Consider the following 25410-nt stretch of genomic DNA (forward strand, 5'->3'; position numbering starts at 1 on the left):
GATTTGCTGAGGTGTTTGGTTTGATCCCTGCCGCATTCTGTGGAGGGACGTCGTTAGCAAGATTGAATGAAGAGGTATTTCCATGCTCCGTTTGGTTGGGATCAGTCTCGCAGTTGCCTCGATTGCATGGTCCGGTGGAGCATATGCCGAGACCTTGAGCAGCAATATTCCGGTCACCGTTGACAGTTTCGCTCGCGCTGAGACCGACCACTATCTTGCAGCCAATGTGAAGGACATAGGCCAACTGGGCCAGTTCAAGCATGCTCGCGAGCCTGTGGCGATTGATAAGCAGACCGTTATCCGTATGAACCGCGATACGCTTTATTCATTTGCAGTCTTTGATCTTGCTGCTGGGCCAGCAACGATCACGCTACCGGATACGGGCAAGCGTTATATGTCAATGATGGTCGTTGATCAGGATCACTATCTGCCAGTTGTTGCCTATGGCAGCAAGCCAGTTACGCTAACTCAAAAATCCGTCGGCACCAGATATGCTTTCGTCGCTGTGCGGACGCTGGTGGACCCCAACAATCCGAAGGATCTCGACGAAGTCCACAGGCTCCAGGATGCAATAATGATCAGCCAGAAGGAGCCGGGCAAACTCGATATCCCAAACTGGGATGACGAAAGCCTGACCGACATTCGTAATGCGTTGCTCGCGCTCGCAAAACATCAGAGGTCGTATAATGGTTCATTTGGGGCGCGCGGTCAGGTTGATCCGATCCGCCATTTGATCGGTACAGCCTCAGGATGGGGCGGTATTCCAGAAAAGGATGCAATGTATCCAAGTTTTACGCCGGAGAAGAACGACGGGAAAACCGTCTATACCCTCCATGTGCCAAACACCGTGCCAGTTAAGGCTTTCTGGTCGATCAGTGTCTACAATGCCAAAGGCTTCTTCGAGAAAAACCAATACAATGCCTATTCAATCAACAACCTCACTGCCATTAAAAATGCGGACGGATCGGTCACTGCGCAATTTGGTGGTTGTGATGGCAAAATTCCAAACTGCCTACCGGTTGTTGAGGGCTGGAACTACACGGTAAGGCTTTATCGGCCAGATCAATCGGTTGTTAGTGGCCAATGGAAATTCCCAGAGGCTCAGCCGCTTGCAAACTAATGCACATCGCTAAAACAACAAGTCTACAACGACGAAAGGCGCGCGGCGAAGCGTGAAGTGTCAGTTATCTGCAAAACGATGACGACATTCGTCTATGAGCAGTTTGAAACTATAAATCTAGGAGCACTTGATGGTGTCGAAGATCGGTCAAACGGCCTTGCTCACAACTGTAGTATTCGCTGGCCAGGTCGTGAGTTCCGCCATGGCAGAAAATGCCGTTGGCCCGAAGGTAACGGACCCGAATTTTCACCTCACGCCGGGCTATCTGCAGCCGAGCGAGCTTCCCAACAGTCTTGTTTTGCTGGGGTCACCTCCAGCGGAGGGAAGTGCCGCAATGGAACGTGATGAGGCAGCAAGAGAAACGACCATTGCACTACGCGGAAAAGCGCGTTGGGATCAGGCGCGGACAGATGCTGATCTGCAATTTCCCCAGCCTGCAAAGAATTTCTCTTGCGCCATGGGCGTCGATATCAGCGAATCTAAGACCCCTCATACTTATAGGTTGATGCAGCGAGTTCTCACTGATGCAGGGCTCTCCACCTATGGCATCAAGAACAAGTATAACAGAACTCGACCTTTCGTCGTGCACAACGAAGGCACATGCCAGCCGGACGAAGAAGATGTGTTGCGTCACGACGGTTCCTACCCATCAGGACACACCGCTGCGGGTTGGGCGTGGGCGCTCACATTGGCCGAAGTCAATCCAAAACGCGCAGATGATCTGTTCAAGCGCGGATTGTCGTTTGGACAAAGCCGGGTGATCTGTAACGCGCACTGGCAAAGCGATGTCGATGCCGGACGCATAATGGGTGCGGCAACAGTTGCGAAACTACACAGCAATCCCGAATTCCTTGCTGATATTCTGGCCGCGCGCCAGGAATTGGAAGCCGCGAATAGTCCGACTGTTGATTGTGCTTTTGAGGATCAAGTGCTCTCACCGCAAACGCCATGACAACCCATTTCTTCAACCGATCACCCAAGCAGAAATTCGGGGGGATAATGCTTCATTATAGAGTTTTCGTGATTTCGCTGGCGGGTCTGATTGGTAGTCAGTATATGGCCATCGCCGCCGATCTTTCGGCGAACCCTGGCTTGTCTGAGATTGCAGGGCAAGAAGTCAAACCGGATGACTGGCACTTTAGCGCAAGTCCTTACTTCTGGGCAGCAGGTATCAGCGGCACTGCCGGCCAATTTGGGTTGCCACCGGTAAAAATGCAATCCAACTTCGGGGACCTATTCAAAGAACTCGACTTCTCGTTCATGGGTGTCATTGAAGGACACTATGATCGCTATAGTCTGTTCACCGATATCATCTATACAAAAATTTCGACAGGTAGTCAGACCCCCTACGGCGTTTTGAGTAACAGCGCCGATATAAGGTCTGAGACATTTTCCGGCTTTATTGGTGGAGGTTACAGTCTTCTCCAAGTAGGAAGAAACCGCCTTGACGTGGTGGCAGGCGCGCGCGTCTGGTATGCGAGCACGGAAATCTCTTTCGACGGTGCATTATTCGACGGGCACAGCGGGCGCGATAGCGCTGCTTGGATTGATGCGGTGGCTGGGATGCGCGGTAAATACTTTCTGACCGATGGTCTTTACTTCAGCGGCTGGGGGGTCGTGGGGGCTGGGCAGGCAAAAATGGATTGGGATGTTGCCGGAACCCTCGGATACCAGTTCAAGGAAAATCTATCTGCCGTTGCAGGCTATCGCGCGCTTGGTGTCGACTACAGTAAAGATGGTTTTGTTTACGATGTGATTCAGAAAGGGCCGATACTTGGGCTGGTAGTCCACTTCTAATATCCTATCCAACTATTGGCAGATTGTTTGTGATTGGTTGCAGGGAGGCGCGACCGCAGCTTTTTCAAGCAGTCATTTCTGTCGTGTCATCGGACCACAGGCGGAAGGCATCTGAGCTGGTATACCGCCAGGGGCAGGCTGAGCGTTTGTATCGCTTGATGTAACTGCGCAGCATGTGCGTCACGACGACATGCGGTTCACCCCATTGCTTGACCAGTCCGAAGAAAAGCACTTGGCAGCCTTGGCGTTGCGGCGCGCTTGAACCAGAATGTCGACTGTGGCACCATCGGCGTCGATGGCCCGTCATAGCCGGAACTTGCTTCCGCTGGTCGTGATGATAGCCTCATCCCTATGCTACTTATCGTTTGGCGCGGGCCAGCTTCTGCGAATAGAAACGACAAAATGTCGGCCAAAGCGCTTGATCCAGAGACCGACCGATTCCCTGCTCACCATAAACCGCGTCCAGCAAGAAGCTTCTCGACATAGGCCGTGCTCCGAGCGAACCGATGATAGGCCCAGATGGCGCGGGCGACAACTTCACGCAGAAAACCAAGCCGCTCCAGACAGGGGAAGTGCTCAGCAACTTCATGTCGTCTTGATAACCGAAACGCGAGGGGACAAACAACGTGGCAATATCCTGCAAACTTATAGGTCTTGCAGCGTGATGCACGCTTAAAGCGGCTCATTCTAGAGCGCCAAAAATGAAGCATCGAAAGGGTTGTCTTCCGATATCCCACACCAAAGGATAGATACCGAAATCCTTCGTATAATGGTGCAGGTTCCTCTCACCTGCGATTTTGTTTTCAGAGCAGACGTCAAGTTGGCTCAGCAACGACCGCGTTTCAGAGCGCTAAACACAACCGCAATTGTCTGCATCAACGCAGTAACAAAACGAAGGAATAAGACCATGAAAGTTCTCACCGACAAGCTGTTGTCTTTTTCTGCATACTCACATGAAATTGAGGTGCCACTCAATCAGATCGATATTGCAGATTGGCTCTTCAATTTGCCAGAGGCGGAATACCAGCGTTGCTGCCCGCCTGACCACATTGCTTGTGGTGCTACCTATACTGATGAGGGTCGTAAGATGTCGATCAATGTCGAAAAGATCGGCACTGGCCTCGTAATTCAGCATTATGTCGCCGAAGAAGCAACGGCTTCCTACTGCAAGATGAACTCAATCTCGGATGTGTTCACACCAACTGGTGAGCGCACCCAGGTCAATGTTATCTGGGAACTGATCGGTGAAGCGATTGAAGGCAACCGCACGCGCTACACAAATAAAGTGACCTGTCATCCGACCGATGCGTTCATGACGTTCATCGAACAGCACGGTCAAAGCTTTGAAGATGCAGCTGCTGCGCGCCAGGCTGCCGGTGGAGATCATAACCATCGTGAAACACCACTTTTTGCCGAGAGCATCGCTCGCAACGCGCGCGCGAAGACAGCAGCAAAATGAAGGCGATCGGTTTTGATCAATTTGGCAAGGCGGACGTTCTCCGCCTTGCAGACGTCCCACTTCCGGAAATTCGATCAACTGATCTCAGGGTAAAAGTGATGCCGGTCGGGGTTAACCAAGCTGATATATTCCAGCGCGAAGGATACTATCGCGCGCAGTCCTACGGTGAAAGCGATTTGCTGCCGTTGTTACCGAGCTTCAGATAAGCTAAATCTAGGCTCATCCTGATGTCGGCCGAAATCCTTTAACGATTAAATCCTAAATTCAATTGCACTCAGTTCTATTGGGAAGCTGATGTTACAAAAGCCAGCAGGTATAAAAAAAGCAAGGGATATTGATCTTCCCTTGGATCGGCTTCTTGATCTCGTCCAGCGGCATACAATTCGATATTTTCTCGATGCATGTGACCCGACGTCAAAATTGCCTTACGACCGACTGAGTAGAGATGGCACATCACCGAATAAAATAATCTCCGTTGGCGGCTGCGGCTTTGCTTTCATGGCAATTCTCGTTGCAGTCTTTCGCGGCTGGATGAACCGAAGCGCCGCGGTCGATCGAATACTTCTCATGTTGAGCGCGTTGTCAAAGATGCAGCGTTTCCACGGTGCATTCCCTCATTTCGTCCATGCCGGTTCGCTGAAGACCTGTGCATTTTCACGGTACGATAACGGTGGAGATCTTGTTGAGACTGCGTTGCTGCTGCAAGGATTGTTATCTGCTAGCGCTTTTTTTGACAGAGATGACAGGTCGGAAATTAAGTTGAGAGCCTCCGTTTCCGATATTACCAAAGCTGTGGAATGGAGTTGGTACGCATCGAGACGCGCTAGGCCGTCGCTCTATTGGCACTGGAGCCCGACATATCGATGGAAAAAGAATGTTCCGATTACTGGATGGAATGAAGCACTTATTGCTTATGTCCTTGCCGCTGGGACGGACACTTTCCCGATTGATCCGAAGGCCTTTCATATCGGCTGGACGAATGAGCGACGTTTCCTCAATGGTGGGCACTTTTACGACCAATCTCTGCCCGCTGGACGCGACTTTGGTGGCCCATTGTTTCTTTCACAATATTCATTCTGCGGGCTCGATCCAAGGGGAATGACGGATGACTACCTCGACTATGAACAACAGGTACATGCACATGCAACTATCAATTATCGACACTGTTTAGCAAACCCTCGCGGCTACGCGGGGTATGGTATTCATGCCTGGGGATTAACGGCCTGTGACAGTCCTCGTGGCTATTCTGTGCATTGTCCAGTCAACGACAATGGAATTGTGGCGCCGACCGCCGCGCTCTCAAGCATACCATTTTTGCGTGAAGAGGCAGAGATAGCTTTACGCGCATTCATCGATTTTAAAGATGGCTCACTGTTTTCTGATTTTGGCTTTGTGGATTCATTTCGACCCGATGGAAAATGGATTGCATCAACTCATCTGGCAATCAATCAGGGGCCGATCATTGCGATGATTGAGAACTATCGCTCAGGCTTATTGTGGTCTCTATTTATGCGGGATGAAAATGTGAAAACGGGGCTGCTACGCCTCAACATCAAAACCCCATACTGTAGCAATGTTGTTGTTTACAAAGATGTTCGCGACACTCCTTCAATTTATCCAGATTCTACCGAAAGCTAGGTGGAGATGTTCAGTATAAATCTGAACCCGTAACGCGGGTGCTTAAAACATAAATGGGGGAGGGTGTATTTACCCTAAGCGAGATCATATGCCGAGAAAACGTGGCAGCAGAACCGTCATTCCAAAGCCCAGCCATCGAAAGGTCCGGATTTAAACGGCAACATATGACAGCAAAAAACTTGACCACCCTTTTGTTAGGAATGACGGCTCACATCACAGGTTGGGTCGTCCGCGCCGCTCGTAAACTGGAGGCAATGATGGTGTGCAGCTAATCTATCTGGCCTGTAGCTACAGATACTGCAGCGTTCAGCTTCTGCAGCAGCGATGGCGATTTATCCGATCTTCATGATGCGATCGGTTGCGATCTGATGGGCTTGGTCGTGTGTAATTATAATGAGAATTCCGTTTCGCATGTGCGCTCTGAATTTCACAAGAACGTTTGCTGCGCTCGATGGATCCAGATTTGAGCTCGGTTCATCGAGTATCATTATTGACGGCCTTCTCACCAGAGCCCTGCACAGCGCAATACGGCGGCGTTCTCCGCCCGACCAGTTTCTGCCTCTGTCCCCAATTGACGACCAGGAGGACAGTCCCCGCTCGTGTAAAACAGTGTCAATGTGAAGATCAGCAATAGCCTTTTGAATGGTGCTATCACTGATATTCTTCGCACCAAGCCGTATGTTATCGATGAGCGAAGCCGCGAACACATAATCTGTCTGTGGGACATACAGGACTTCCTTTGAGACTTCCTTTATCGGATAATTTCTCCCCTTGACTGAGGCGCAGATCGAACCTGTAAGCGGCGCAATAAACCCCGCGAATGTTCGAGCTAATGTGGTTTTTCCAACGCCACTTCTGCCAGTGATGAACAGGACATCACCCGTGTTTATCTCGATTGAGATTGGAGAAACGAAAGATTCACCCGTATACGGGGGGCGTACTTGATCGATTATCAGATGTTGAATAGGGCCCGGAGATAATTGCAGCGGGTGTGTCCGTCGGGCCGCTTTGTCGAGAAGTTCATATATAGGACAGATTGCGATGAGGGCTTGCGCAATCCGATCATTGGCACGGGAAAGTGCTGTGATGGGTCCAATGATCTGAAAGTAGGAAACTACAAGGGTTAAGACCTCGCCCATTGTGCCGATGATATGGTTTTCCTTCATGCCTAGAAAGAACGCGTAGATTACGGCAAATAGCCCAAGCCACTGCAATGTCTCGAGTTTGATTTGTTTCCAGAAGTAAAGGTTACCATGATTTGAAACGCGACGCCGATTATAGGCCAAGTGCGTTTCCAGCTTCCCGACCATGAAGTTTTGCGCTGAAAAACAGCGAATGAGCTCTTTCAGTTCGTGCGCCCGCCCGATATCGGCGGTGACATTCGCCGAACCCGAATACAACCGCCGGCCAGATAGTTGCTCTTGTTTTGCTGTGCTGCGGTTTAAGACAAAGAACGCACAAGCAATACAGCCCATGGCGAGCCCACTTAAAATGTTGACCCGGCTACTCACCAATGTAAGAGCAAGCAGTAAACCAATGCAGTAGGGAACGATTGTCGCAAATAAATCTCCGATTAACGCGTAGCAACCTTCTCTGCCTCTGTTAAACAGATGAAGAAGATCCGGCGCTGTCTTTTCGGTATCGTCGATGGGTTCCTCAAGTGTTGTAAGAAAGGTTGCTCTGGCGATATCATTACTGATGTCTTCACGCGATTTTAGTGCGTAATATGCAGATGCACCATTCGCAACACCAGCCAGAAAGCCATTCGCGATATATATAAGTGCCCAGAACACGCCCAAGGTCAGTGACAGACTACTGTTATTGAAAGCAGCTCCGAGCACGAACGGTTGTATCGTCAACAAAGTCGTTGAAACCGTTGCCGATAGAGTGGCCAGAAATATTCCCGTCTGAGTGCTTTTGCTCACCAATTGAAAAAGAATAGCCCGCAAAATCGTTAAATTGGTGTGATCGCTCATGATCTATAACATTAATCAGAGAAACGAATTGAAAAGTTTTTACTATAGTAGCGGAGTATATGTTCAAGCCGAACCGCATTGATGATCACATAATGCGATAAATCTGTTTTGGCGCCGTTCTGAATGTTTCTGATTTCATTGGCAAGCACCGCAGAATTAGCAATCATATGAGAATGCAGTAAGCTCTCGCTAAAGTAGGCGTCGCTCCGAAAGTCTAGCAAATCGTCCATGAAGACCCTGCTGAAGTTTTCTTTGAAGCGTGGGGTGATAAAATAGTCGCTTAATCCAGCTCTCGCCAAGGTCAGCTTATTTAGCAAGCGGTTTTGCTTGTGTGCCGGGGGGATCATCTGGCAAAACTGAACCACCCTCGGGTCAATGAGCGGGTTTTTTGGCCAGATGTCGTTATGCAAAAACATACGAGCACGTACGAAAGCAGACGCTAATGCGCTTTGACTGACAAACGTTGTGGGGATGTGACAAGTGGGAATAGAGTGACGAAATAAAAGAGCTTGCGAAGCCTCAGAGCAAGATGGAGCGGTTTCGTCGGGGCCCTTTGTCGTTATCGTTAACTCATCTCCACCAATGCCGGTGATAATTAAGTCAGGCTTCCCGTTTGGCATCGAGTTGATGCATGCGAAAATGCCATCCCAGTAGAGCTCATCATAAGGGCTGATCATGAAATCAGCGTCTAGCGGCGGTCCGTGCAGGCCCGTGAACGGCTTGCATATGCTCGAATGTACCAGACAGTCTATGAGATTGAGGTGTTGGATGAGTTCGTCACGTCTCGCTATTTGCTGATCCCCTCCATTTCCTCGATGGATGAGGGCGTAGGAATGCAATGAATTATGTTCGCCTTTCAATGCAATTGCTACGCATGAGGAATCCATCCCTCCGCTGAGCTCGATCGTTGGGATCAAAGCTTGACTGAGAGCGACTGCGCTGGAGGACTTTATCAGGTCGATAAATGTCGAAGAGAGTGTTGCTCCCGCAATAAGGGTCGATTGTTCGAAATTGTTGCAGTGATTACAGCCGCTGATTTCAATCCGCTCTTTTCCAGGCGACCAGACAGCTCTTTGTCCGGGCAGAAGCTGCTTAACATTTAGAGCAATTGTGTCCTGTGATAGTTCCGGTCCGAACTGAATGTAGCGACGCAATTCGGTTCGGGAAAACGTCGATGACTGACGTTGGCCAACTATGGCGTTAAAATCCCATCCAGCACAGAACTGATGAATTTCACCAGAAACGTAAATCGGTACCGTCGCGTGTGCCGTTCTTATTGTTGTCAACAACCCGCTGTTTGCCAAATGCATCAGTACGCCGTCTCCATCAAGGAAGTTGGCGAAATCGATCATGTATTCCGACAAATTTCGCAAGCTCCTTGGAGGCAAAGGAACCGCTCTTTCGCATGCGATGAAAATCGTTCCATCTTGCTCACAAAACATCTTGCGGGTTAGAAATTTGCTATCAATAACATTGACATAATCTTCGCTTAATGACCAACCGTGCTTCGTTTCCACCCATGCCTTATTTTCAATATTGCTTTTTGTGATGCGAGCCGTAAACATTGCTGATCCTGGATAAGAAGAGCCGCTTTAAGCGGCCCTCCAGTAAATAAAACCTATTCATTCATCGTGCCGAAAGCCTTGGTCTGCTGTACCGGGTGCCTTAGGGTTGGCTCGCTCGATAGTAATGCGTGGGGATGCGAGAAATATATTTCTCCATAATGTCATTTTAATACTCCAAAAAGTTGATGAAATCGCATATCTGATCCGTATAAAGACATGAATTATTACGATAAAATCCGAGTACTATGACATTCTTGCATATTCGGGTGGTTTATAACATCCACTAAAACTTGCTATGATTATGTTGTGGGGTTGCGCTGGCTTCGGCCGAATTGAACAAAGTTTCACGTTTGTTTGCGCAGACGAAATGAACGTGAGTGCATCCGATGCGCTAAAAAGGCCTTGACGATTAGGCTGCTAAGGCAACCTCGAAACCAGCCTGCGTTCAAGCGGTACGGCGAAGGTTTCTGTCGTGAAATTCCGGATGGAAACCACACTGGCGCGCCCGCAGGGAGTTATGGCATATCCCTGGTGAGCGGCTCGGTTGGTCCTATCGGGCTATTCATAAATCGGAGTGGCAAATATGGAGCAGTATTCCTGGAGATAGGACCGAATATCGCTCCAGCGGTTTTAGAGGTTTCTGAACCCAACTCTAAATCAGCAAAGCGCCAACGAATATGCCCTGGTTACGCTTTATGACTTTTCTAAAGGACAGGTTTTGCAGATTGATAATGAAGCAATGAAATAGCGCAAGCAGCAGATGCGGCGTTTACGTTGTATTTCACCATCATTGTCAACGTATCTTACAGGTTCGAACAATGGATTGAGCGAACCGTCCTCGAAGCGGCGTGACAGTAGATAGTGCTGTCCGGCACGGACGCCATCATGGTCTGGTCCCAGTAACGCAGCGCTGCGTTGCACCACATTTTCAACTATGTTTCCGGCGTTGCTCCAGAGAACCTTGTGCGGCAGCCCACTGACATCGGACAGAATTGGAATGACATGTCTCAGATGTTCGTCGACAAGAAATGAAAGACGTTCTGTGGAGTGATGTTTGGTGTTTGGAGCGCCCATAGAGGGCAAAGCGAAACGTATATTGCCACCATCATCATCCAGCGCGATTTGTATGCTCGAAAGATCGAGCCTGAGATGCCAGTCAAATAAAATCGCAGCTGCAGCGGCTGGCAAGATAAGCCGGGAGAAATAGAGTTTAGACCATTGCGACGCCACAGCGCGGGGCTCAGGCTCTTCATAGCGCTTAGCGAAACTTTTCAAAATGCTGTCTAGGCGATCCGGATTAAAGATCTGAAGTGCGGGTTCAAAATCAGTTGCCATTTCACCAATCAGGAAAAAATGGTCAGCCAGTTCTGCAAGTGGCCCTGTAAACTGTTCTCCAAAAATTTTGATCATCGTCGCGCCGCCGCCACGCAGAAAAACAAGCCGCCAACAAATGTGGCGATCAGCCCGGCCGGTATTTCCCACGGGAATGCGATATATCTGCCGATCCAGTCAGCGATTACAAGGATCGAAGCTCCAATCATCGATGAACTAAGCAGAAGCGGAATGGGGCGCTGATTGCCGGTTAATCGGGCGAGATGAGGTGCCAGCAAACCGATAAAACTGACGGGTCCGACAAGGAGAACGGAGGTCCCCGTCAGGAGCCCGGTCAGAACAACGATCAGCAGGCGAGCCCGATTTAACCTCAGTCCAAGTGAGCGGGAAACTTGCAGCCCTAATGGTAAAATCTCCAACCATCGCTGGAGTAGCAATGCCATGCAAAAGCCTGTCACACAGACTGCGGAGGCAATTAGAGCATCGGACATGCGAACGGAATAAAGCGACCCGGACATCCATCCCAGTAGCCGGGTTAACCTGATGTCGCCCAGAAAAATCACAACCGACATAACAGACCCTGAAAGTGCGGTGACCGCAATACCCGTCATCAGCAGTCTTTCCGGCGCAAAGCCTGACCGCGCTGTCAAGCGCAGCGAAAGAGAGAGGAGCAGAATGCTGCCCAGCGCTGCAATGACAATGCTTTGCGTGCGCCCCAGCGGAGGCAGGAAGAGAACGACTGGGATCATCAGAAGGGCGGCTCCGGATGAAATGCCCAGCAATTCAGGGCTTGCCATCGGATTTCCGGTCATCCTTTGCATAAGACATCCCGCTATAGCGAGCATCGCTCCTGCCGCCGCAGCAGCCATTATGCGCGGAACCCGCCACTCAAAATAGCTGACCCATTCGCTGGTGCCGAGAATATGCCAGCCTTCCTCCGAACGCGTCGTCACGAGGACAAGGAGCGTCAAAGCCACCAGTGCCAACAAAAGTCGGAGTTGGACCAACGGCGCCGGGCGTTTATAGGATCCACCGTCAGTTAAAGAGGCGGCTTTTGCTCCGAGAGAGCGTGCTTTTCGCAGAATAATCAGGAGGAGTGGAGCACCAAGCATAGCCGTCAGGCTTCCCGCCGGAATATCCATGGTTGGCAGAAGAAACAGCAACAATTGATCCGTCGTCAGTAATAAACCTGCTGCAATCAGCGGAGCTGCAACCAACTGGTCTTTCAATCGCCTCGCTCCAGCAGAGCGCGCTATTGCAGCGCCACCAAGGCCGATAAAGGCAATGACGCCGCAGGTCGATATGACAATCGCAGCACCTGTTACGGCAGCGACCAGAGTCATAGTCCGGACAAGCACAGGTTTTGAGCCGAGACTGGTGGCCACGCTTTCGTTGAGGCCCATCGCTGTCAGAGGTCGCAACAAGATAGAGGCTATTAAGCTCAGTGCCACAGATGCAATCAGCAGCAACTGCGTGCCATGCCAGTTGTTCTGAGAGAGAGACCCTGATTGCCAGACGATGAGTTCGCCCAGATCTTCAAAATGCGCAATCAAAAGCATTGTGGTCACGGCTTCAAAGCAGAGCGAAAGTACCATGCCGTAGAGCACGATCCTGAGCGGAGCGAATTGCTGTTTTTTCGTGAAGAATAAAATGACTGCCAGCGCGAGGCCGCTGCCAATGAGGGAGGGAATAATAAAGCCCGAATTCGCTGCCGCTGGAAACCAGAGAACCGTGATCGCAACGCCAATGCGCGATGCTGAAAAGATACCCAGAGTACCCGGCTCGGCCAGCGGATTGGAAAGCACCTGCTGCAGAAGCGTTGTGCTGAGACCTAACAATATTCCGGCCAGAATTGCGAGGCTCACGCGGGGAAGATAGCTATAAGAAACAAGCATTTCTGCGAGGTTGGATGTATCAGGGACAAATATCGCCCCGATATTGACAGGCCATATGCCGCCTCGCTGTAGGTTAAGCATAAAGAGAAGCAGCCCCAGCCCGATCAGAGCACTGGCAAGGACAATGCTTATATTGCGGGGCTGACCTTTTTCTGTCACCGCAGGGATCGTGGCGTCAGACATTGGAAAGCCCTTCGCGCATTTGCTCCGCCAATCGTTCAGCGGAACGCACGCCACCATTGGGGTAAATGACAGGCATACGCACAATGCGGCCTGCACGTATCGGCGGAAAAGCTTGCCATATAGGATTTCGAGCGAGCCGGTCTAAAGCCGCGTCTGTTTCTGCGCCTCTGTCAAAGTGGATAATAACTGCATCGGGATTCTCTGCAAGGCGGTTAAGCGCAACAGAGGTTACGCCCGATGCATTGACGCGCCCTTCAAATGCATTACGCAAGGAAAGTCGCCTCAACATGTCGCCGATCAGGCCGTTGCCGGCAAACATCGCTACACTCCGTCCATCGCGATTGAATCGGCACACATAGACAGGGCGATCAAAACCGGACAGCGCGCGCGCCGCTGTTTCAATTGCTCGTTCGCAGTTGTCGATGATGGTGTCTGCAACACGACGACGATCTGTTTGCATAGAGAGGCGGCGGAGAAGCCCTTGAACATGTTCGACGGCAGGTGTTTTACCCGCAAAGACCGGATAGGCTGTCACCGGAGCGATTTTCTCCAGCACTTCAAGCGATGAGGCTTGCCAGTCCGCCATCAGAATATGATCGGGTTTAAGCGAGAGCATATATTCGATATTAGGCTCATTCAGTGGGCCAAGATCGGCAACGGTGCTATCAAGTGCGGGCTCACCGACGAGACGCTGATAAAGCGGTACATTAGCGGTCGCGATGGGTTGCAGATCAAGCGTCACGAGTAATTCAGTGAGCAGCAAATCCATGCTGACGATGCGTGAGATGGACGGCATGCCGTCTGGTTGACTGGCTTGAGCGGGCGGGATTTCAAACGCGAAAGGAGCGGCAAGTGCCGCCCCCAGCAAGCTTCGACGCGTGATGGTTTTATTGGTTACCATTTATATCCGAGCGTAGCGGTGACGGTTAGAGGCTCGCCATAGCGACATCCATCCTGAGCAACGCAGGTGTAATATTTTTTATCAAAAAGATTACGTGCATTGATCGTCAACGAAGTTCCTTCAAGCTCATGCTGGAAGGCTCCCAGATCGAAACGCAGCATCGCATCGACCATTGTGTAAGCCGGAACATCCTGCTCCATGTCTGGCAGATTGGTCTTTCCGACATAACGAAGGCCTGCTCCGACATTCACGCCCTTAACGCCGACCTTATCGAGATCGTAGTCAGCCCAGACAGAGAAACTATGGCGTGGAACCAGAGCAACCTGTTCGCCGATTTCGTAAGGCTTGGCGCTCTGTTCAATGGTTGCATCGGTAAAGGTATAGGCTGCAATCAGACCAAGATCGCCAACCTGTCCCCGCGCTTCCAGTTCGAAGCCGCGCGAGTGAACTTTACCCTGTTGAAATGCGTCACCAAATGAATTGTAGGTAACGACATTTTTTTGCGTGAGATCGAACACTGCCGCGCTCAACATCAAGTCGGTTCCATCGGGCTGAAACCGAATACCAGCCTCGTATTGCAGTCCCTTGTTTGGCTCCAGCGCATCACCGTTCACATCTGCACCAATCTGCGGATCAAACGACTGACTGACACTCACATAAGGAGCGAGGCCATTGTCAAACACATAAACAAGGCCAGCGCGTCCGGTGAAAGCGCGGTTTTTCTGATCTGTAACCTTGCCATTCTGATATGCAGTCGTTGTGCTTTCCGACCAGTCATGTCGGCCGCCAAGCAGCAGAGTCCAGTGCTCGTCGAACTTGATCTGATCTTGCAGATAGAGCCCATACTGATTGCCGATGGCTTTCTGACCACGATTGACGGCATAACTCACGGCAGGGCTGCCAGTATATTGACCTGTTTCAAGATCAAGTAGGCTATAAGCGGTGCCTCTGTAGCGGTCTGAATCGTAAGACCGGCGATAATAGTCAAAACCACCAATGACCCTGTGTTCGACTAAGCCTGTATTGAAACCATATTCGAGCGACGTGTCCGAGGTCGCACCATAGGATGTTTCATTGCGTTCACTGGCAAGCCGTGTGAGCTTGCCATTGCTGGATGGTGCGAGATTGCCGAACATGTAGTTCCACGCAACATCAGAGTGGAAATAGCGATTGTTGCTGCGCAGCTTCACACCATTTTCGAACTGGTGTTCGAACAATCCGCCTATCGTATACATATCGACATTGTATTTATCGAAACCTTCAATCCCTAAAAAGCGATCACGCGGGATATTTCCCTGGCTGACATCTTCATAGCGCAGCGGCGTGGCAAAGCCTGTCTTGATATGCTGATAGCTTCCAAGCATGGTGAATGATGTTGCCTCATCCGGCTTCCATGTAAGAGCAGGGGCGATGTAGAACTTATCATCAGGTGTATTATCAACCCAGTTGTCTGCATCGCGAAACAGCCCGGTCAGACGATAGGTCAGGCCGCCATCACGGGTAACTGGGCCGGCAAAATCAGCAGAGAGCTGCTTTCGATTATAGCTGCCATATTCGACATTCACTTCGTGCAATGGTTGGTCAGTCGGGCGTTTGGAAACACCATTGACCACCCCGCCCGGCGAGAGCTGGCCATAAAGCACGGAAGACGCGCCACGCAGAACTTCCACGCGTTCCAGGCCATAGGGCTCCTGTCCACCGTCATAAACATTCGATTGCAGTTTCATGCCATCGCGCAAAGTTCCGCTATTGCCGGAGGCAACATTGAACCCGCGAATAGTCAGGTCATCGACCATGCGGCTGAATGAGCCTGATTGGGCAGACACACCCGGTGTGTAACTCAGCGTCTGAGCGATCGATGTTGCTTTCTGATCTCGCACCTGGTCGGCAGTGACTACCGTGACTGATTGCGGTGTTTCAATCAGTGGGCTGTCCATTTTTGTTGCAGATGATGTGCTGGCTGCAAGATAACCCTCTACCGGGCCAAATGCGCTTTGCCCGCCATTGCCCTCAACGGTAATCGTGTTAAGCAACAGCGAACCATCAGGAGCAAATGCGCCTGCATCGGTTGCTTGCGGCGCCGATATTGTAACGGTACTGCCGCGCAGACTATATGTGAGGCCAGAGCCGGAAAGAATATGGCTCAGTGCTTCTGAACGTGTCAGCGAACCTTGCGCACCACCGGAAGTTTTGCCACGCACAATGCTTGCATCAAAGAACAGTTGAACACCGGTTTCGTTTGAATATTGAACCAGCGCTTTGGACAATGGCTGTGCTGCTATATCAAATGACGTGCGCTGCACCTGACCATTTGCGGCGGTTTGCGCCCAAACTTCACCCGGCGCGAATGCGGTAACCGCAACCAATGCACTTGCGGCGAGCAGGTGCAGAGAGAATCCGGTTTTAAGAGCCTGAGAACTCTGACCAATTCCCTGCCGAACTGGGCTCTTCATATCGACGCGCATAGTTTAATTCCCGATGTCTGTCCCCCTGCTTGTGCAGGATGTGGGATTACTTCTCGGCTGCAATGCAGCCCCTCAAAGGATTAGACACTTCGGACACGCAATCTAATGATCGGCATCGTAAAACTTTTTTAAATCCGGTTATTATCGCCGTGTAACGACAGTGACCCAGCCAGAGTTGTTCAGAACTCTTACCGGCAAGGTTTCGGCAATGGTTGCAAGAGCTGCTTCAGCATCGCGCGTATCGAAAATGGCGGTCACTGGAATGCTGCCGATTTCCGTGTCGGTCAGGAAAATCCTGCCCCGACGATAACGTTCCAGCTCGTTAAGGACACGGCGGAGCGGAACATCCTCAAAGATAACGCGGTCGTTGCGCCATGCTTCCACCGTCTGCTGGTCGGCGCGCTGAGGCGAAGCTGCCTCGTCGCCCCCATAGGTCAGCTGCCAACCCTCATTAAGACGCACGGGCTCGCCCTGATCGAAAGCCACTGAAACCGCATGCTCGACAACGGACACCGTGACGGCCTGATTTGCCAGTTTCACATCAAAAGCGGTTCCGAGTGCGGTTATCGATCCGTCGTTGGCGCTGACCACAAAGGGACGCGATTGATCGGAGGCGACCTGAAAGAATCCCTGCCCCTCATGGAGCACGAGGTGGCGGCTCCTATCCGAAAAATTGACGGAGAGAGCCGAATAGCTGCCAAGCTCCACGACGCTGCCATCGGCAAGCGTGAAGCTGCGGCGTTCACCGACACCCGTTTTATAACTCGCAAACAGACCATCGCGCGACAGGACATAGGCACCAGGCAAGACAACGAGCGCCGCAAGCCCACCCAACACCACGCCACGCCGACCCACACGCCGGCCCACACGCCGGCCCGATGGGCGGTCTGATTGGCGGAAACGGTCATATTCAGGCTTAACAGCATCGAAGCGTTGCCACAGCCTTTGCGCACGCTCATAGGCGACCCGATGCGCAGGGTCCGAAGCGATCCAGACTGAAAACGCATGCCGATCATCAGCGTTGACCGTTTTGTCCTGCAGAAGGACAAACCATTCCAGCGCTTTCATGTAAACCGGATCGGTTTCAAACTCCTGCATGCGCGTCCTGATGTTTTCGCCGATAATTATTCTGAAAGCCGCCTGTCGAGTTCAGCTAAGGCTGACACGATCTGCGTTATAACCGTATTTCGCGAAATGCCCATACGCTCTGCGACTTCATCATAACTTAAGCCTTCGATCCTGTTGAGAATGAAGGCCTCGCGTCTGCGGGGTGGAAGCTGCGCAATCGCGTGTAAAAGACGCTGAAGCTCACTGCGGTAGAGCACAGTCATTTCTGGCGATGGTCTTGTATCGGCAAGGCTCTCCGGCTCATCAACTGCTATTTCGACATCAGCCCTGCGACGAGTGTTGCGTAAATGATTAAGTGCCAGATTACGCGCTGTTCGCTTCACATAAGCGGGGCCGGGTGCTTTCTCTGTATCTTCATATCTGGAGAGCAGGTTCAGGAACGCTTGTTGAACGACATCTTCGGCTGTGGCGCTGTTTCCGACAATACGGCGCACAAAGGCACGCAGATTAATCTGCTCACTTTCATAGAGTTCTGTCAGATCCCACAATCGGGAAGTCATTCCTAAGCGCACTCCGGATAATACTATGTGGCATCTGCCGGCCGAGAGAAGCCTCCTCACGCCTTAAAGGTTTAAAAAATGTCGCGCAATCACAGTGATTTAGAGAAATTCCAAGCTGGCAGATAAAATATGTGTAATCCACTCATCTTTTGTTCTGACAAAACAGAGGCTTCGACCGGCGAGATCGCTCCTCGACTTGTTTGAAATTGAATGACATCGACCATCTTTCTTAAAAAGATGTGCCTGAAATGTCACATTGGCATTCGCTATGTCCTCCCTCACATTGCTGGGAAGGCGAAGCAAGAAGACGGGATTGACATCGGCATCGATCGGTAAGGATGACGAGCAGGACACGGCCGAGGCAAAACTGCCAAGACAGAAACGATGTCGTTGATCCAGACGGTGCCAGTTTCTGATGAGGGATATTCTCGCAAACGTTGCCGTCGGCAAAGGCCTGAGGGCTGCGCCGGCCTAAAGCGGCGGCCTCTTTCATGCCGGTCAATGACCTGGCTTTTTCCACTCGATTGTCATCAAGGTTGAGCGCATAAGCTGGCTCCCTGTTACGCCACCATAAATAGCCCCCCGAAATGATAGAAATATTAACAGGCTTCTGTTTGCTCAGTCTGACGATCTGATGACTTAAAGAGACAGTCGCATTTCCTGCATGATCGGTACTGCTTGGCATCCTCAATGCAGTTGCGGTTCGCTATGCCTTTACCCCGCACTGACGAAACGCTTGACAGCGTGGATAAAAGCTTGTTCTATATTCGAAACGCGGGGGCAACGCTGCCCATAATTGCGTAGAAAAATAATCTAAGGGAACTTGGTGGCAGTGAAGCCCGCAACACTTCGTGTTAGCGGGATTTTTGTCGTTTGTGAGGTGGAATGGGTGAGCTGACCTGCAAGATCGGCATATTGATTTCAACAACTGGCGCCTACGCAGCAGTTGGACGTGCGATCTTGAATGGAACCCTGCTGGCATGTGCGCAGATAAATGCCGATGATGATCTGCGGGTCACTCTGGAGCCGGTGCATTACAACCCCGGCGGTGATCTGGAAGAATATTCGGTTGCGACCAAAAAGATGATGGATGCCGGTTATCGCCATATCGTGGGGTGCTATACCTCATCCAGCCGCAAGGAAGTGATCCCACTTTTTGAAAAATACGACGCTCAGCTATGGCATCCATCCCATTATGAAGGCTTCGAAAGCTCTCCCAACGTAATCTATACAGGTGCCTCGCCCAACCATCATATGTCACCATTGATGGACTACCTCCTAACACGATATGGTCGCAAAGCCTTTTGTGTCGGCTCCAATTATATCTGGGGTTGGGAAAGCATCCGTGTCCTGCGCGAATACATTCATGTCCGCAAGGGGCGTGTTCTGGCTGAGCGTTATCTCGGCGTTGGCGAAACGGATTTTCACAAGATCATCCAAACCATCTTTGAAGAGCAACCGGATTTCATATTCAATGCCTTGATCGGCGACTCTTCATACGCCTTTTTCGAGCAGTTTCGACAGGCATGTGAAGCACGCGCTATCAATCAGACCGAACGCTTCCCGATCGCCAGCTGCAATCTTTCTGAACCCGATCTTACCGAAATAATGCCCGCGTGCAGAAATGGGCATATCAGTTCCTCCGTCTATTTCTCGACGCTCACCAACCCCGAAAATGGTTGTTTTGTGGCCGAATACAATCAGGCTTTTCCTGACGGACCACCTCCTGCAGCAGAGGGGGAAGCCGCCTATATCGCCACAATCATGCTTGGAAAGGCGATCGCTGCCGCCAACTCCATCGATGCCATGGCGGTCAGAAACGCGGTTGCCGGTATGCAGTTACAGGCACCGCAAGGACTCGTCACCATAGACCCCGAAACACATCATGCCTATTTGACGCCGCGGATCGGACTATCGACCCGGGACGCCAAATTTGAAGTGCTGATCGAGGCACCGGAACCCGTGCGGCCCGACCCCTATCTGGTATCCGCAGATAGCCTCGCTATAAGCTCAATTGGTCAGGCGAGCTTGAGGGTCGTACAATGAGCAGCCGCTTCATACAGAATTTCAAGAACCGCCGCGGGATCATTGTCTCGCGTGATTTCAGAGCAATCGGCGCTTTGGATTCAACCCTGCCAAAACTGGGCCTGTCTGCGTCCTATGTGCCGCTCAAGGCTGACAGGGCGGACCTGGTGGAATCCGAGCTCAATGCCGACCGTGATGTGTTGTTTGTGGACGGTGATCTCGATAACCCCCTTTCACTTCCAGTCAGTCCGGTCAGCGGTTTGGCTTGTGTTCCGATTATTGGCCTGGTTGGTGTCGAAGCACCAAGCCGCTTGAAAGGGCTTGTGCAGTCAGGTGCGACAGCCTTCCTGCGTAAACCCGTTTATGGATCGATCGTCTATTCGGCAATTACGCTTGGCATCAACGCCTACCAGCAACGACAACAGATGGAGACCACAATTGCTCTGCATGAAATGCGCCGCCAGCAACGCCGTAGTCTGATCAAGGCAATTGTCGAGATTATGCGTCGTCACAATGTCTGTGATGACGAGGCCTACAACCTTCTTCGCAAGCAAAGCATGAAATCGCGAATGAATGTTGAAACATACGCAGAATACTTCATCAGCGAACTGATGAAGGTGGACGACCGCGAAACAGAAACCACACAAAGGTCAACAATCGCGAACTAACCTCCGAGGAGAATAAAAATGTCTATCATCACGAAAACCGCAGCTTTTGCGGTCACGGGAACGCTTGCGCTTTTTGCAGGGGCGGCACTTGCGCAGGACCCGATTAAGATCGGTGTTTTGGAAGATCAGTCTGGCGAATTTGTCGTACCCGTTATCGGCAAGGTCCATGCAATCCAGCTCGCCACCGAAGAAATCAATGCCAAAGGTGGCATTGCAGGACGCCCGATTGAACTGGTCATCTATGACACCCAGTCGGACAATACGCGCTTTCAGGAGTTTACACGGCGCGCGCTGCAACGCGATAAGGTCGATGTAATTTTTGCAGGTTTTTCATCGGCGTCCCGCGAGGCCTATCGGCCGATCGTGCGCCAATTTGACGGCTTCGCCTTTTACAACAATCAGTATGAAGGCGGTGTCTGTGATGCCAATATGGTGATCACGGGTGCTGTGCCGGAACAGCAGTTCTCGACCCTCATCCCATGGATGATGGAAACCTATGGCAAGAAGGTTTACACCATCGCCGCGGATTATAACTTCGGCCAGATTTCTGCCGAATGGGTCCGCAATATCGTCAAGGAGAACGGTGGCGAGATGGTGGGTGAGGAATTCATTCCGCTCGGTGTGTCGCAGTTCTCGCAGACCATTCAGAATATCCAGACGGCAAAGCCAGATGTCGTCGTGACTTTGCTGGTTGGAACAGCGCAGGCCTCCTATTATGAACAGGCTGCATCTGCCAATCTGAAATTGCCGATGGCTTCATCGGTCAATGTCGGACAGGGTTATGAGCACAAGCGCTTCACGCCGCCGAGCCTTGCCAATATGCATGTGACGACAAACTATATCGAGGAAGTTGATACGCCTGCGAGCAAGGAATTCATAAAACGCTTCCACGCCAAGTTTCCGAATGAACCCTATATCAATCAGGAAGCTGCCAACTCCTATATCGCGGTCAATCTCTATAAGCAGATGGTTGAGCGTGCCGGTGGTTCAACCAAGCGGGATGACCTGCGCAAGATAATCGCCGAAGGCGATGTTTGCTTTGATGGCCCGTCGGGGAAAACCTGTCTTGATCCAAAGAGCCAGCATATGTCGCATACCATCTATCTCGCCAAAGTGGGCGATGACCACAGTGTTTCCTTCCCGAAAGTCTGGAACGATGTGAAGCCTTACTGGCTGGGTGACGCTGGTTGCGACCTGACGAAAAGCAATCCGGGCGAACAGTACACACCATCTAATCCACCTTCGAAGCAGTAAGGGTCTGATCCGGCACGCAGCTGCTGCGTGCCGGATCAGACGTCTCTTGATTAAGGATTATTATGATGGAGCTATTGGGTTCTCTTTTCGCGGCCTTTTATCAGTTTGGCGACGCTTTTGCGTTCCTCGTTCTCTCGGCGTGCGGACTGGCGATTATTTTCGGCATGATGGGGGTCATCAATCTCGCGCATGGAGAGTTCATCATGTGCGGTGCCTATGTGACCGTCATGACCACAAGGGCCGGTTTGCCATTACCTTTGGCGATAATCACCGGTGCTTTGGTGGCGGGTCTTGTCGGTATGCTGCTTGAGCGGCTTGTAATTCGCCATCTTTACGGACGCCCGCTTGATACGATCGTCGCGACATGGGGCATCAGTCTGATTGCGACACAGGGAACGCTCATCGTTTTGGGTTCAACGATGCAGGGGATCGGTACGCCGTTGGGCTCATTCACTCTGGGCGCTCTGTCCTTCTCGATCTACCGCATGGTCTTGATGCTGGCTGCACTGGCGATCCTCGCCGGTCTCTATCTCATCTTTAACAAGACGCGTTTCGGCATCCTCGCCCGCGCAACCATTCAGGTCCCCGACATGGCCAGGACGCTTGGGGTGAACACGAACTATATCTATGCACTGACATTTGGTCTGGGCGCTGGTCTGGCAGGGCTCGCCGGCGGGCTGTATGCCCCCACTATGACTCTGGTTCCGACAATGGGCTCAAGTTTCATCGTGGAGTCGTTCGTCACCGTTGTGGTCGGGGGCGCAGATGTCTTTCTGGGTACGGCACCGGCTGCGGCCATTCTCGCGGTCGTCAAGGCAAGTCTTACGTCCCTATATGGCCAGCTGTTTGGGCAGATTGGGCTGCTCGTGGCCGTAATCATTGTCATTCGTGTGCTGCCAAATGGCCTTTCAGGGCTTTTCATCAAAGGAAAAGGTTAATGGCACTCAAGCTATTGGGGCATCTTGAAGGCCCGCAAACCAAGGGAAAAGGCCCCGCCTTCTGGACTGGCTTCTTTGCCGTTGTCCTGCTCGCGATCATCTATCCAATGTTTTCTGACGGCTACACAATTGGCAATAACGTCTACTTCCTGATCTGGACATTCATGGCCATGGGGCTCAGTCTCATATGGGGCTACGGGGGCGCCTTGTCGTTTGGCCAAACAGCATTCTTCGGCGTTGCGGGCTATGCTTATGGCGTCCTGACAGTCAATGTCGGCGATGCTTTCGGTTTCACCGTCGTGGCGCTGGTGCTGGCAATTCTCCTTGCCGGTCTGTTTGCTGCAATCATTGGCTATTTTCTGTTCTATGGGCGGATCACCGGTGTGTTTCTGGGCATTGTCACTCTCTCCGTAACCCTGGTTCTCGAACGCTTCATGGCGCAGACCGCAGGTCCGGAATGGGTGATCGGAAAGGCGCGTCTTAACGGTTTCAATGGCATGAGCGGTATGCCGCCAATTACCATTCCGTGGCTTGGTGGCGATATTGCCCTCTATCCAGACATTGGGCTCTATTATGTCGTTCTTGGTCTCGTCTTGTTCGTCTATCTGGGCTTGCGGATCCTACTGAATTCGCCATTTGGCAATGTGCTCGTCGCCATTCGCGAAAACCCGCAACGGGCGGAGATGCTGGGCTATGATGTTCGCCTCTATCAGTGGGGGGCCTTTATCACAGGTTCAATGCTGGCCGGTCTTTCGGGCGTTCTTTATACGGCATGGGGGCAATATATTACCCCATCAAGCATGAGCATTACCGCCGCCGCACTGCCGATTGTCTGGGTTGCAGTTGGTGGGCGCAGCGACATCACAGCGACGCTGATTGGTACAGTTCTGGTGCTCGCAGGATTTCAGGCACTCACAATTTATGGTGCTCAATACGCCCTGATTGTCATGGGAGCTTTGCTTGTGTTCACAGTGCTGCTTGCGCCGCAAGGCATTGTGCTGGGACTGGCTAATCTGGTTGGGCGCTTCCTGTTCTTCAAACGGAAGAGGTCAGCGTTATGAATATTCTTGAAACACGCAACCTACATAAGCGTTTTGGTGGTCTGCATGTAACCAATGATGTCAATCTTCACCTCAGAAAGGGGGAGATTCATTGTTTGATTGGGCCCAATGGTGCGGGGAAAAGTACGCTTTTCCGGCTCATTCTCGGCGAGTATCTGCCGAGCGAAGGTGATATTCTCTATAAAGGCGAGACAATCACCCGACTGAAATCGTTTGATCGGATCGACCGCGGTATCAGTGTGAAGTTCCAGGTGCCGGGTATCTTCAAGGAACTGAGTGTCTACCAGAACCTCGAAATAGCCGTTCAACGAAAGCATCGCGGTTCAGATCTCAAACGCGAAATCGACCGTCTTCTAAGCTTCCTGAAGCTTGAGGATTCCACCACAAAACTTGCCGGTAATCTCAGCCATGGCCAGAAACAGTGGTTGGAGATCGGTATGGCGATCAGCCTTGAACCGGAACTGCTATTGCTCGATGAGCCGACGGCAGGCATGACCCCGGACGAAACCTTCGCCACCGGCGAAATGGTTCAGCAATTAAATGCGCAGGGCGTGACGGTGCTGGCCGTTGAGCATGACATGGCATTCGTTCGGCAGATCGCACAACAGGTCACAGTTCTGCATTTTGGCAAAATCTTTGCGCAAGGCTCGATCGAAGACATCATCAAGGATGACCGGGTCGCCGCAATCTATCTGGGGCAGGCAGATGCATAAGGAAACTTTACTTCAAACACGCGGATTGTGGGCTGGATATGGTGGAAAGCCAGTGCTGCAGGGTGTCGATATCGATGTGCAAAAAGGCGAAATCGTAGCCGTCATCGGTCGTAACGGCGTTGGTAAGTCGACACTTATGAAGTCGCTCATCGGGCTGTTACCAGCTGACCGAGGATCAATAAGTTTCAAGGAACAGGCGCTTACGCATTTACCACCGCACAAGCGGGCACGCCACGGTATCGGCTATGTTCCGCAGGGTCGGGATGTGTTCCCGCGCATGACGGTTGAAGAAAATCTCGCGGTTGGTGAATCGATTACTCCGGGTGCCAGTAAACAGCTTTATGACGATATCTATGCCCGGTTTCCAATTCTCGCGGAAAGACGGCATCAACGCGCCGGAACAATGTCGGGCGGGCAGCAGCAGCAATTGGCAATCGGGCGTGTTCTGATAGGACGCCCCTCTCTTATTCTTCTCGATGAGCCGTCGGAAGGAATTCAGCCCAACATCGTGATGGATATCGCAAAGCTATCCGTCGAACTCAACCAGAAAACCGGCGTGTCTATCATTCTCGTTGAGCAGAATATCGATATGATCCGCGCCATGGCACAGCGCTGCTACGTCATGGACAAGGGACGTATCGTTGCAACTCTCACAGCAGAGATGTTGGAGGATCGTGACACGGTGCGCAGATATCTGGCCGTCTGAATCGCAGTCTCGCATCTGTCTGGCCGCCCCAACATTGTGTTGCGGCCCGCGAGCAGCTCGGCAACGGGAACCATTTCAAAATTATT

Annotated in this window: 21 protein-coding genes and 1 pseudogene; 13 read left to right on the plus strand and 9 right to left on the minus strand. The window is 51.6% G+C overall.

Features of this window, described 5'->3' with window-relative positions; translation table 11 throughout:
- Positions 1-82: 82 nt before the first annotated feature.
- The 3 genes from ABWV94_RS17705 to ABWV94_RS17715 all read left to right on the plus strand — a co-directional run bounded on the left by ABWV94_RS17705 (position 83) and on the right by ABWV94_RS17715 (position 2917).
- The gene (locus tag ABWV94_RS17705; protein ID WP_113497237.1) at positions 83-1120 is read left to right on the plus strand and encodes a DUF1254 domain-containing protein; all 1038 of its coding nucleotides are present in this window, start codon (positions 83-85) and stop codon (positions 1118-1120) included.
- A gap of 130 nt (positions 1121-1250) precedes the next feature.
- The gene (locus tag ABWV94_RS17710) at positions 1251-2072 is read left to right on the plus strand and encodes an acid phosphatase (protein ID WP_353414758.1); all 822 of its coding nucleotides are present in this window, start codon (positions 1251-1253) and stop codon (positions 2070-2072) included.
- Positions 2069-2917, plus strand: coding sequence for a hypothetical protein (locus tag ABWV94_RS17715; RefSeq protein ID WP_353414760.1), 849 nt, complete (start codon positions 2069-2071; stop codon positions 2915-2917). The genes ABWV94_RS17710 and ABWV94_RS17715 overlap by 4 nt, the downstream gene beginning before the upstream one ends.
- Positions 2918-2981: 64 nt before the next feature.
- Here ABWV94_RS17715 and ABWV94_RS17720 read toward each other — a convergent pair.
- Positions 2982-3480, minus strand: a pseudogene (locus ABWV94_RS17720) (DDE-type integrase/transposase/recombinase).
- A 344-nt stretch (positions 3481-3824) separates the two neighbouring features.
- Here ABWV94_RS17720 and ABWV94_RS17725 point away from each other — a divergent pair.
- From ABWV94_RS17725 to ABWV94_RS17735, 3 genes are all read left to right on the plus strand, one after another.
- Positions 3825-4376 carry a hypothetical protein gene (locus tag ABWV94_RS17725; RefSeq protein ID WP_353414762.1) on the plus strand — a complete coding sequence of 184 codons (552 nt, stop codon included), beginning with the start codon at positions 3825-3827 and terminating at the stop codon, positions 4374-4376.
- Positions 4373-4582 carry a hypothetical protein gene (locus ABWV94_RS17730; protein ID WP_353414764.1) on the plus strand — a complete coding sequence of 70 codons (210 nt, stop codon included), beginning with the start codon at positions 4373-4375 and terminating at the stop codon, positions 4580-4582. The genes ABWV94_RS17725 and ABWV94_RS17730 overlap by 4 nt, the downstream gene beginning before the upstream one ends.
- 88 nt (positions 4583-4670) lie before the next feature.
- Entirely contained in the window at positions 4671-6014 is a 1344-nt protein-coding gene (locus ABWV94_RS17735) for a glucoamylase family protein (protein ID WP_353414766.1), read from the plus strand.
- A gap of 332 nt (positions 6015-6346) precedes the next feature.
- Here ABWV94_RS17735 and ABWV94_RS17740 read toward each other — a convergent pair whose 3' ends face one another.
- From ABWV94_RS17740 to ABWV94_RS17775, 8 genes are all read right to left on the minus strand, one after another.
- The gene (locus ABWV94_RS17740; RefSeq protein WP_353414768.1) at positions 6347-7990 is read right to left on the minus strand and encodes an ATP-binding cassette domain-containing protein; all 1644 of its coding nucleotides are present in this window, start codon (positions 7988-7990) and stop codon (positions 6347-6349) included.
- Positions 7991-8001: 11 nt separating this feature from the next.
- Entirely contained in the window at positions 8002-9555 is a 1554-nt protein-coding gene (locus ABWV94_RS17745; protein ID WP_353414770.1) for a hypothetical protein, read from the minus strand.
- 693 nt (positions 9556-10248) lie between these two features.
- The gene (gene fhuF / locus ABWV94_RS17750; RefSeq protein WP_353414772.1) at positions 10249-10965 is read right to left on the minus strand and encodes a siderophore-iron reductase FhuF; all 717 of its coding nucleotides are present in this window, start codon (positions 10963-10965) and stop codon (positions 10249-10251) included.
- Positions 10962-12965 carry a Fe(3+)-hydroxamate ABC transporter permease FhuB gene (fhuB, locus tag ABWV94_RS17755; RefSeq protein WP_353414774.1) on the minus strand — a complete coding sequence of 668 codons (2004 nt, stop codon included), beginning with the start codon at positions 12963-12965 and terminating at the stop codon, positions 10962-10964. Before fhuB ends, fhuF begins: the two co-directional genes overlap by 4 nt.
- Positions 12958-13866, minus strand: coding sequence for an ABC transporter substrate-binding protein (locus ABWV94_RS17760; protein WP_353414776.1), 909 nt, complete (start codon positions 13864-13866; stop codon positions 12958-12960). The genes fhuB and ABWV94_RS17760 overlap by 8 nt, the downstream gene beginning before the upstream one ends.
- A complete protein-coding gene (locus ABWV94_RS17765) occupies positions 13860-16331 on the minus strand; it encodes a TonB-dependent siderophore receptor (RefSeq protein WP_353414778.1) in 2472 nt (823 codons plus the stop codon). The genes ABWV94_RS17760 and ABWV94_RS17765 overlap by 7 nt, the downstream gene beginning before the upstream one ends.
- A gap of 141 nt (positions 16332-16472) precedes the next feature.
- The gene (locus ABWV94_RS17770) at positions 16473-17429 is read right to left on the minus strand and encodes a FecR family protein (RefSeq protein ID WP_353414780.1); all 957 of its coding nucleotides are present in this window, start codon (positions 17427-17429) and stop codon (positions 16473-16475) included.
- Between the two features lie 26 nt (positions 17430-17455).
- Entirely contained in the window at positions 17456-17959 is a 504-nt protein-coding gene (locus ABWV94_RS17775; RefSeq protein ID WP_113497258.1) for an RNA polymerase sigma factor, read from the minus strand.
- 885 nt (positions 17960-18844) lie between these two features.
- Between ABWV94_RS17775 and ABWV94_RS17780 the strand changes: the two genes are divergently transcribed.
- From ABWV94_RS17780 to urtE, 7 genes are all read left to right on the plus strand, one after another.
- A complete protein-coding gene (locus ABWV94_RS17780; RefSeq protein WP_353414783.1) occupies positions 18845-20005 on the plus strand; it encodes a transporter substrate-binding domain-containing protein in 1161 nt (386 codons plus the stop codon).
- Positions 20002-20652 carry an ANTAR domain-containing response regulator gene (locus ABWV94_RS17785; RefSeq protein ID WP_353414785.1) on the plus strand — a complete coding sequence of 217 codons (651 nt, stop codon included), beginning with the start codon at positions 20002-20004 and terminating at the stop codon, positions 20650-20652. The genes ABWV94_RS17780 and ABWV94_RS17785 overlap by 4 nt, the downstream gene beginning before the upstream one ends.
- 18 nt (positions 20653-20670) lie before the next feature.
- Positions 20671-21906, plus strand: coding sequence for an urea ABC transporter substrate-binding protein (locus ABWV94_RS17790; RefSeq protein WP_353414787.1), 1236 nt, complete (start codon positions 20671-20673; stop codon positions 21904-21906).
- 65 nt (positions 21907-21971) lie between these two features.
- Complete coding sequence (locus ABWV94_RS17795; RefSeq protein WP_113497266.1) at positions 21972-22844, plus strand: ABC transporter permease subunit; 873 nt, start codon at positions 21972-21974, stop codon at positions 22842-22844.
- Positions 22844-23905 carry an ABC transporter permease subunit gene (locus tag ABWV94_RS17800; protein WP_113497268.1) on the plus strand — a complete coding sequence of 354 codons (1062 nt, stop codon included), beginning with the start codon at positions 22844-22846 and terminating at the stop codon, positions 23903-23905. Before ABWV94_RS17795 ends, ABWV94_RS17800 begins: the two co-directional genes overlap by 1 nt.
- Positions 23902-24618 carry an ABC transporter ATP-binding protein gene (locus ABWV94_RS17805; protein WP_113497270.1) on the plus strand — a complete coding sequence of 239 codons (717 nt, stop codon included), beginning with the start codon at positions 23902-23904 and terminating at the stop codon, positions 24616-24618. Before ABWV94_RS17800 ends, ABWV94_RS17805 begins: the two co-directional genes overlap by 4 nt.
- Positions 24611-25324 carry an urea ABC transporter ATP-binding subunit UrtE gene (gene urtE / locus ABWV94_RS17810; RefSeq protein WP_113497272.1) on the plus strand — a complete coding sequence of 238 codons (714 nt, stop codon included), beginning with the start codon at positions 24611-24613 and terminating at the stop codon, positions 25322-25324. Before ABWV94_RS17805 ends, urtE begins: the two co-directional genes overlap by 8 nt.
- Positions 25325-25410 lie beyond the last annotated feature (86 nt).

It is taken from the genome of Brucella sp. NBRC 12953, assembly GCF_040369775.1.
Classification (GTDB): domain Bacteria; phylum Pseudomonadota; class Alphaproteobacteria; order Rhizobiales; family Rhizobiaceae; genus Brucella; species Brucella pseudogrignonensis.

What these genes read in the sequence shown, in the direction of transcription:
- ABWV94_RS17705 (WP_113497237.1), top strand. Translation starts at nt 83, where the DNA reads ATGCTCCGTTTGGTTGGGATCAGTCTCGCAGTTGCCTCGATTGCATGG.
- ABWV94_RS17710 (WP_353414758.1), top strand. Translation starts at nt 1,251, where the DNA reads ATGGTGTCGAAGATCGGTCAAACGGCCTTGCTCACAACTGTAGTATTC.
- ABWV94_RS17715 (WP_353414760.1), top strand. Translation starts at nt 2,069, where the DNA reads ATGACAACCCATTTCTTCAACCGATCACCCAAGCAGAAATTCGGGGGG.
- ABWV94_RS17725 (WP_353414762.1), top strand. Translation starts at nt 3,825, where the DNA reads ATGAAAGTTCTCACCGACAAGCTGTTGTCTTTTTCTGCATACTCACAT.
- ABWV94_RS17730 (WP_353414764.1), top strand. Translation starts at nt 4,373, where the DNA reads ATGAAGGCGATCGGTTTTGATCAATTTGGCAAGGCGGACGTTCTCCGC.
- ABWV94_RS17735 (WP_353414766.1), top strand. Translation starts at nt 4,671, where the DNA reads ATGTTACAAAAGCCAGCAGGTATAAAAAAAGCAAGGGATATTGATCTT.
- ABWV94_RS17740 (WP_353414768.1), bottom strand. Translation starts at nt 7,990, where the DNA reads ATGAGCGATCACACCAATTTAACGATTTTGCGGGCTATTCTTTTTCAA.
- ABWV94_RS17745 (WP_353414770.1), bottom strand. Translation starts at nt 9,555, where the DNA reads ATGTTTACGGCTCGCATCACAAAAAGCAATATTGAAAATAAGGCATGG.
- fhuF (WP_353414772.1), bottom strand. Translation starts at nt 10,965, where the DNA reads ATGATCAAAATTTTTGGAGAACAGTTTACAGGGCCACTTGCAGAACTG.
- fhuB (WP_353414774.1), bottom strand. Translation starts at nt 12,965, where the DNA reads ATGTCTGACGCCACGATCCCTGCGGTGACAGAAAAAGGTCAGCCCCGC.
- ABWV94_RS17760 (WP_353414776.1), bottom strand. Translation starts at nt 13,866, where the DNA reads ATGGTAACCAATAAAACCATCACGCGTCGAAGCTTGCTGGGGGCGGCA.
- ABWV94_RS17765 (WP_353414778.1), bottom strand. Translation starts at nt 16,331, where the DNA reads ATGCGCGTCGATATGAAGAGCCCAGTTCGGCAGGGAATTGGTCAGAGT.
- ABWV94_RS17770 (WP_353414780.1), bottom strand. Translation starts at nt 17,429, where the DNA reads ATGCAGGAGTTTGAAACCGATCCGGTTTACATGAAAGCGCTGGAATGG.
- ABWV94_RS17775 (WP_113497258.1), bottom strand. Translation starts at nt 17,959, where the DNA reads ATGACTTCCCGATTGTGGGATCTGACAGAACTCTATGAAAGTGAGCAG.
- ABWV94_RS17780 (WP_353414783.1), top strand. Translation starts at nt 18,845, where the DNA reads ATGGGTGAGCTGACCTGCAAGATCGGCATATTGATTTCAACAACTGGC.
- ABWV94_RS17785 (WP_353414785.1), top strand. Translation starts at nt 20,002, where the DNA reads ATGAGCAGCCGCTTCATACAGAATTTCAAGAACCGCCGCGGGATCATT.
- ABWV94_RS17790 (WP_353414787.1), top strand. Translation starts at nt 20,671, where the DNA reads ATGTCTATCATCACGAAAACCGCAGCTTTTGCGGTCACGGGAACGCTT.
- ABWV94_RS17795 (WP_113497266.1), top strand. Translation starts at nt 21,972, where the DNA reads ATGGAGCTATTGGGTTCTCTTTTCGCGGCCTTTTATCAGTTTGGCGAC.
- ABWV94_RS17800 (WP_113497268.1), top strand. Translation starts at nt 22,844, where the DNA reads ATGGCACTCAAGCTATTGGGGCATCTTGAAGGCCCGCAAACCAAGGGA.
- ABWV94_RS17805 (WP_113497270.1), top strand. Translation starts at nt 23,902, where the DNA reads ATGAATATTCTTGAAACACGCAACCTACATAAGCGTTTTGGTGGTCTG.
- urtE (WP_113497272.1), top strand. Translation starts at nt 24,611, where the DNA reads ATGCATAAGGAAACTTTACTTCAAACACGCGGATTGTGGGCTGGATAT.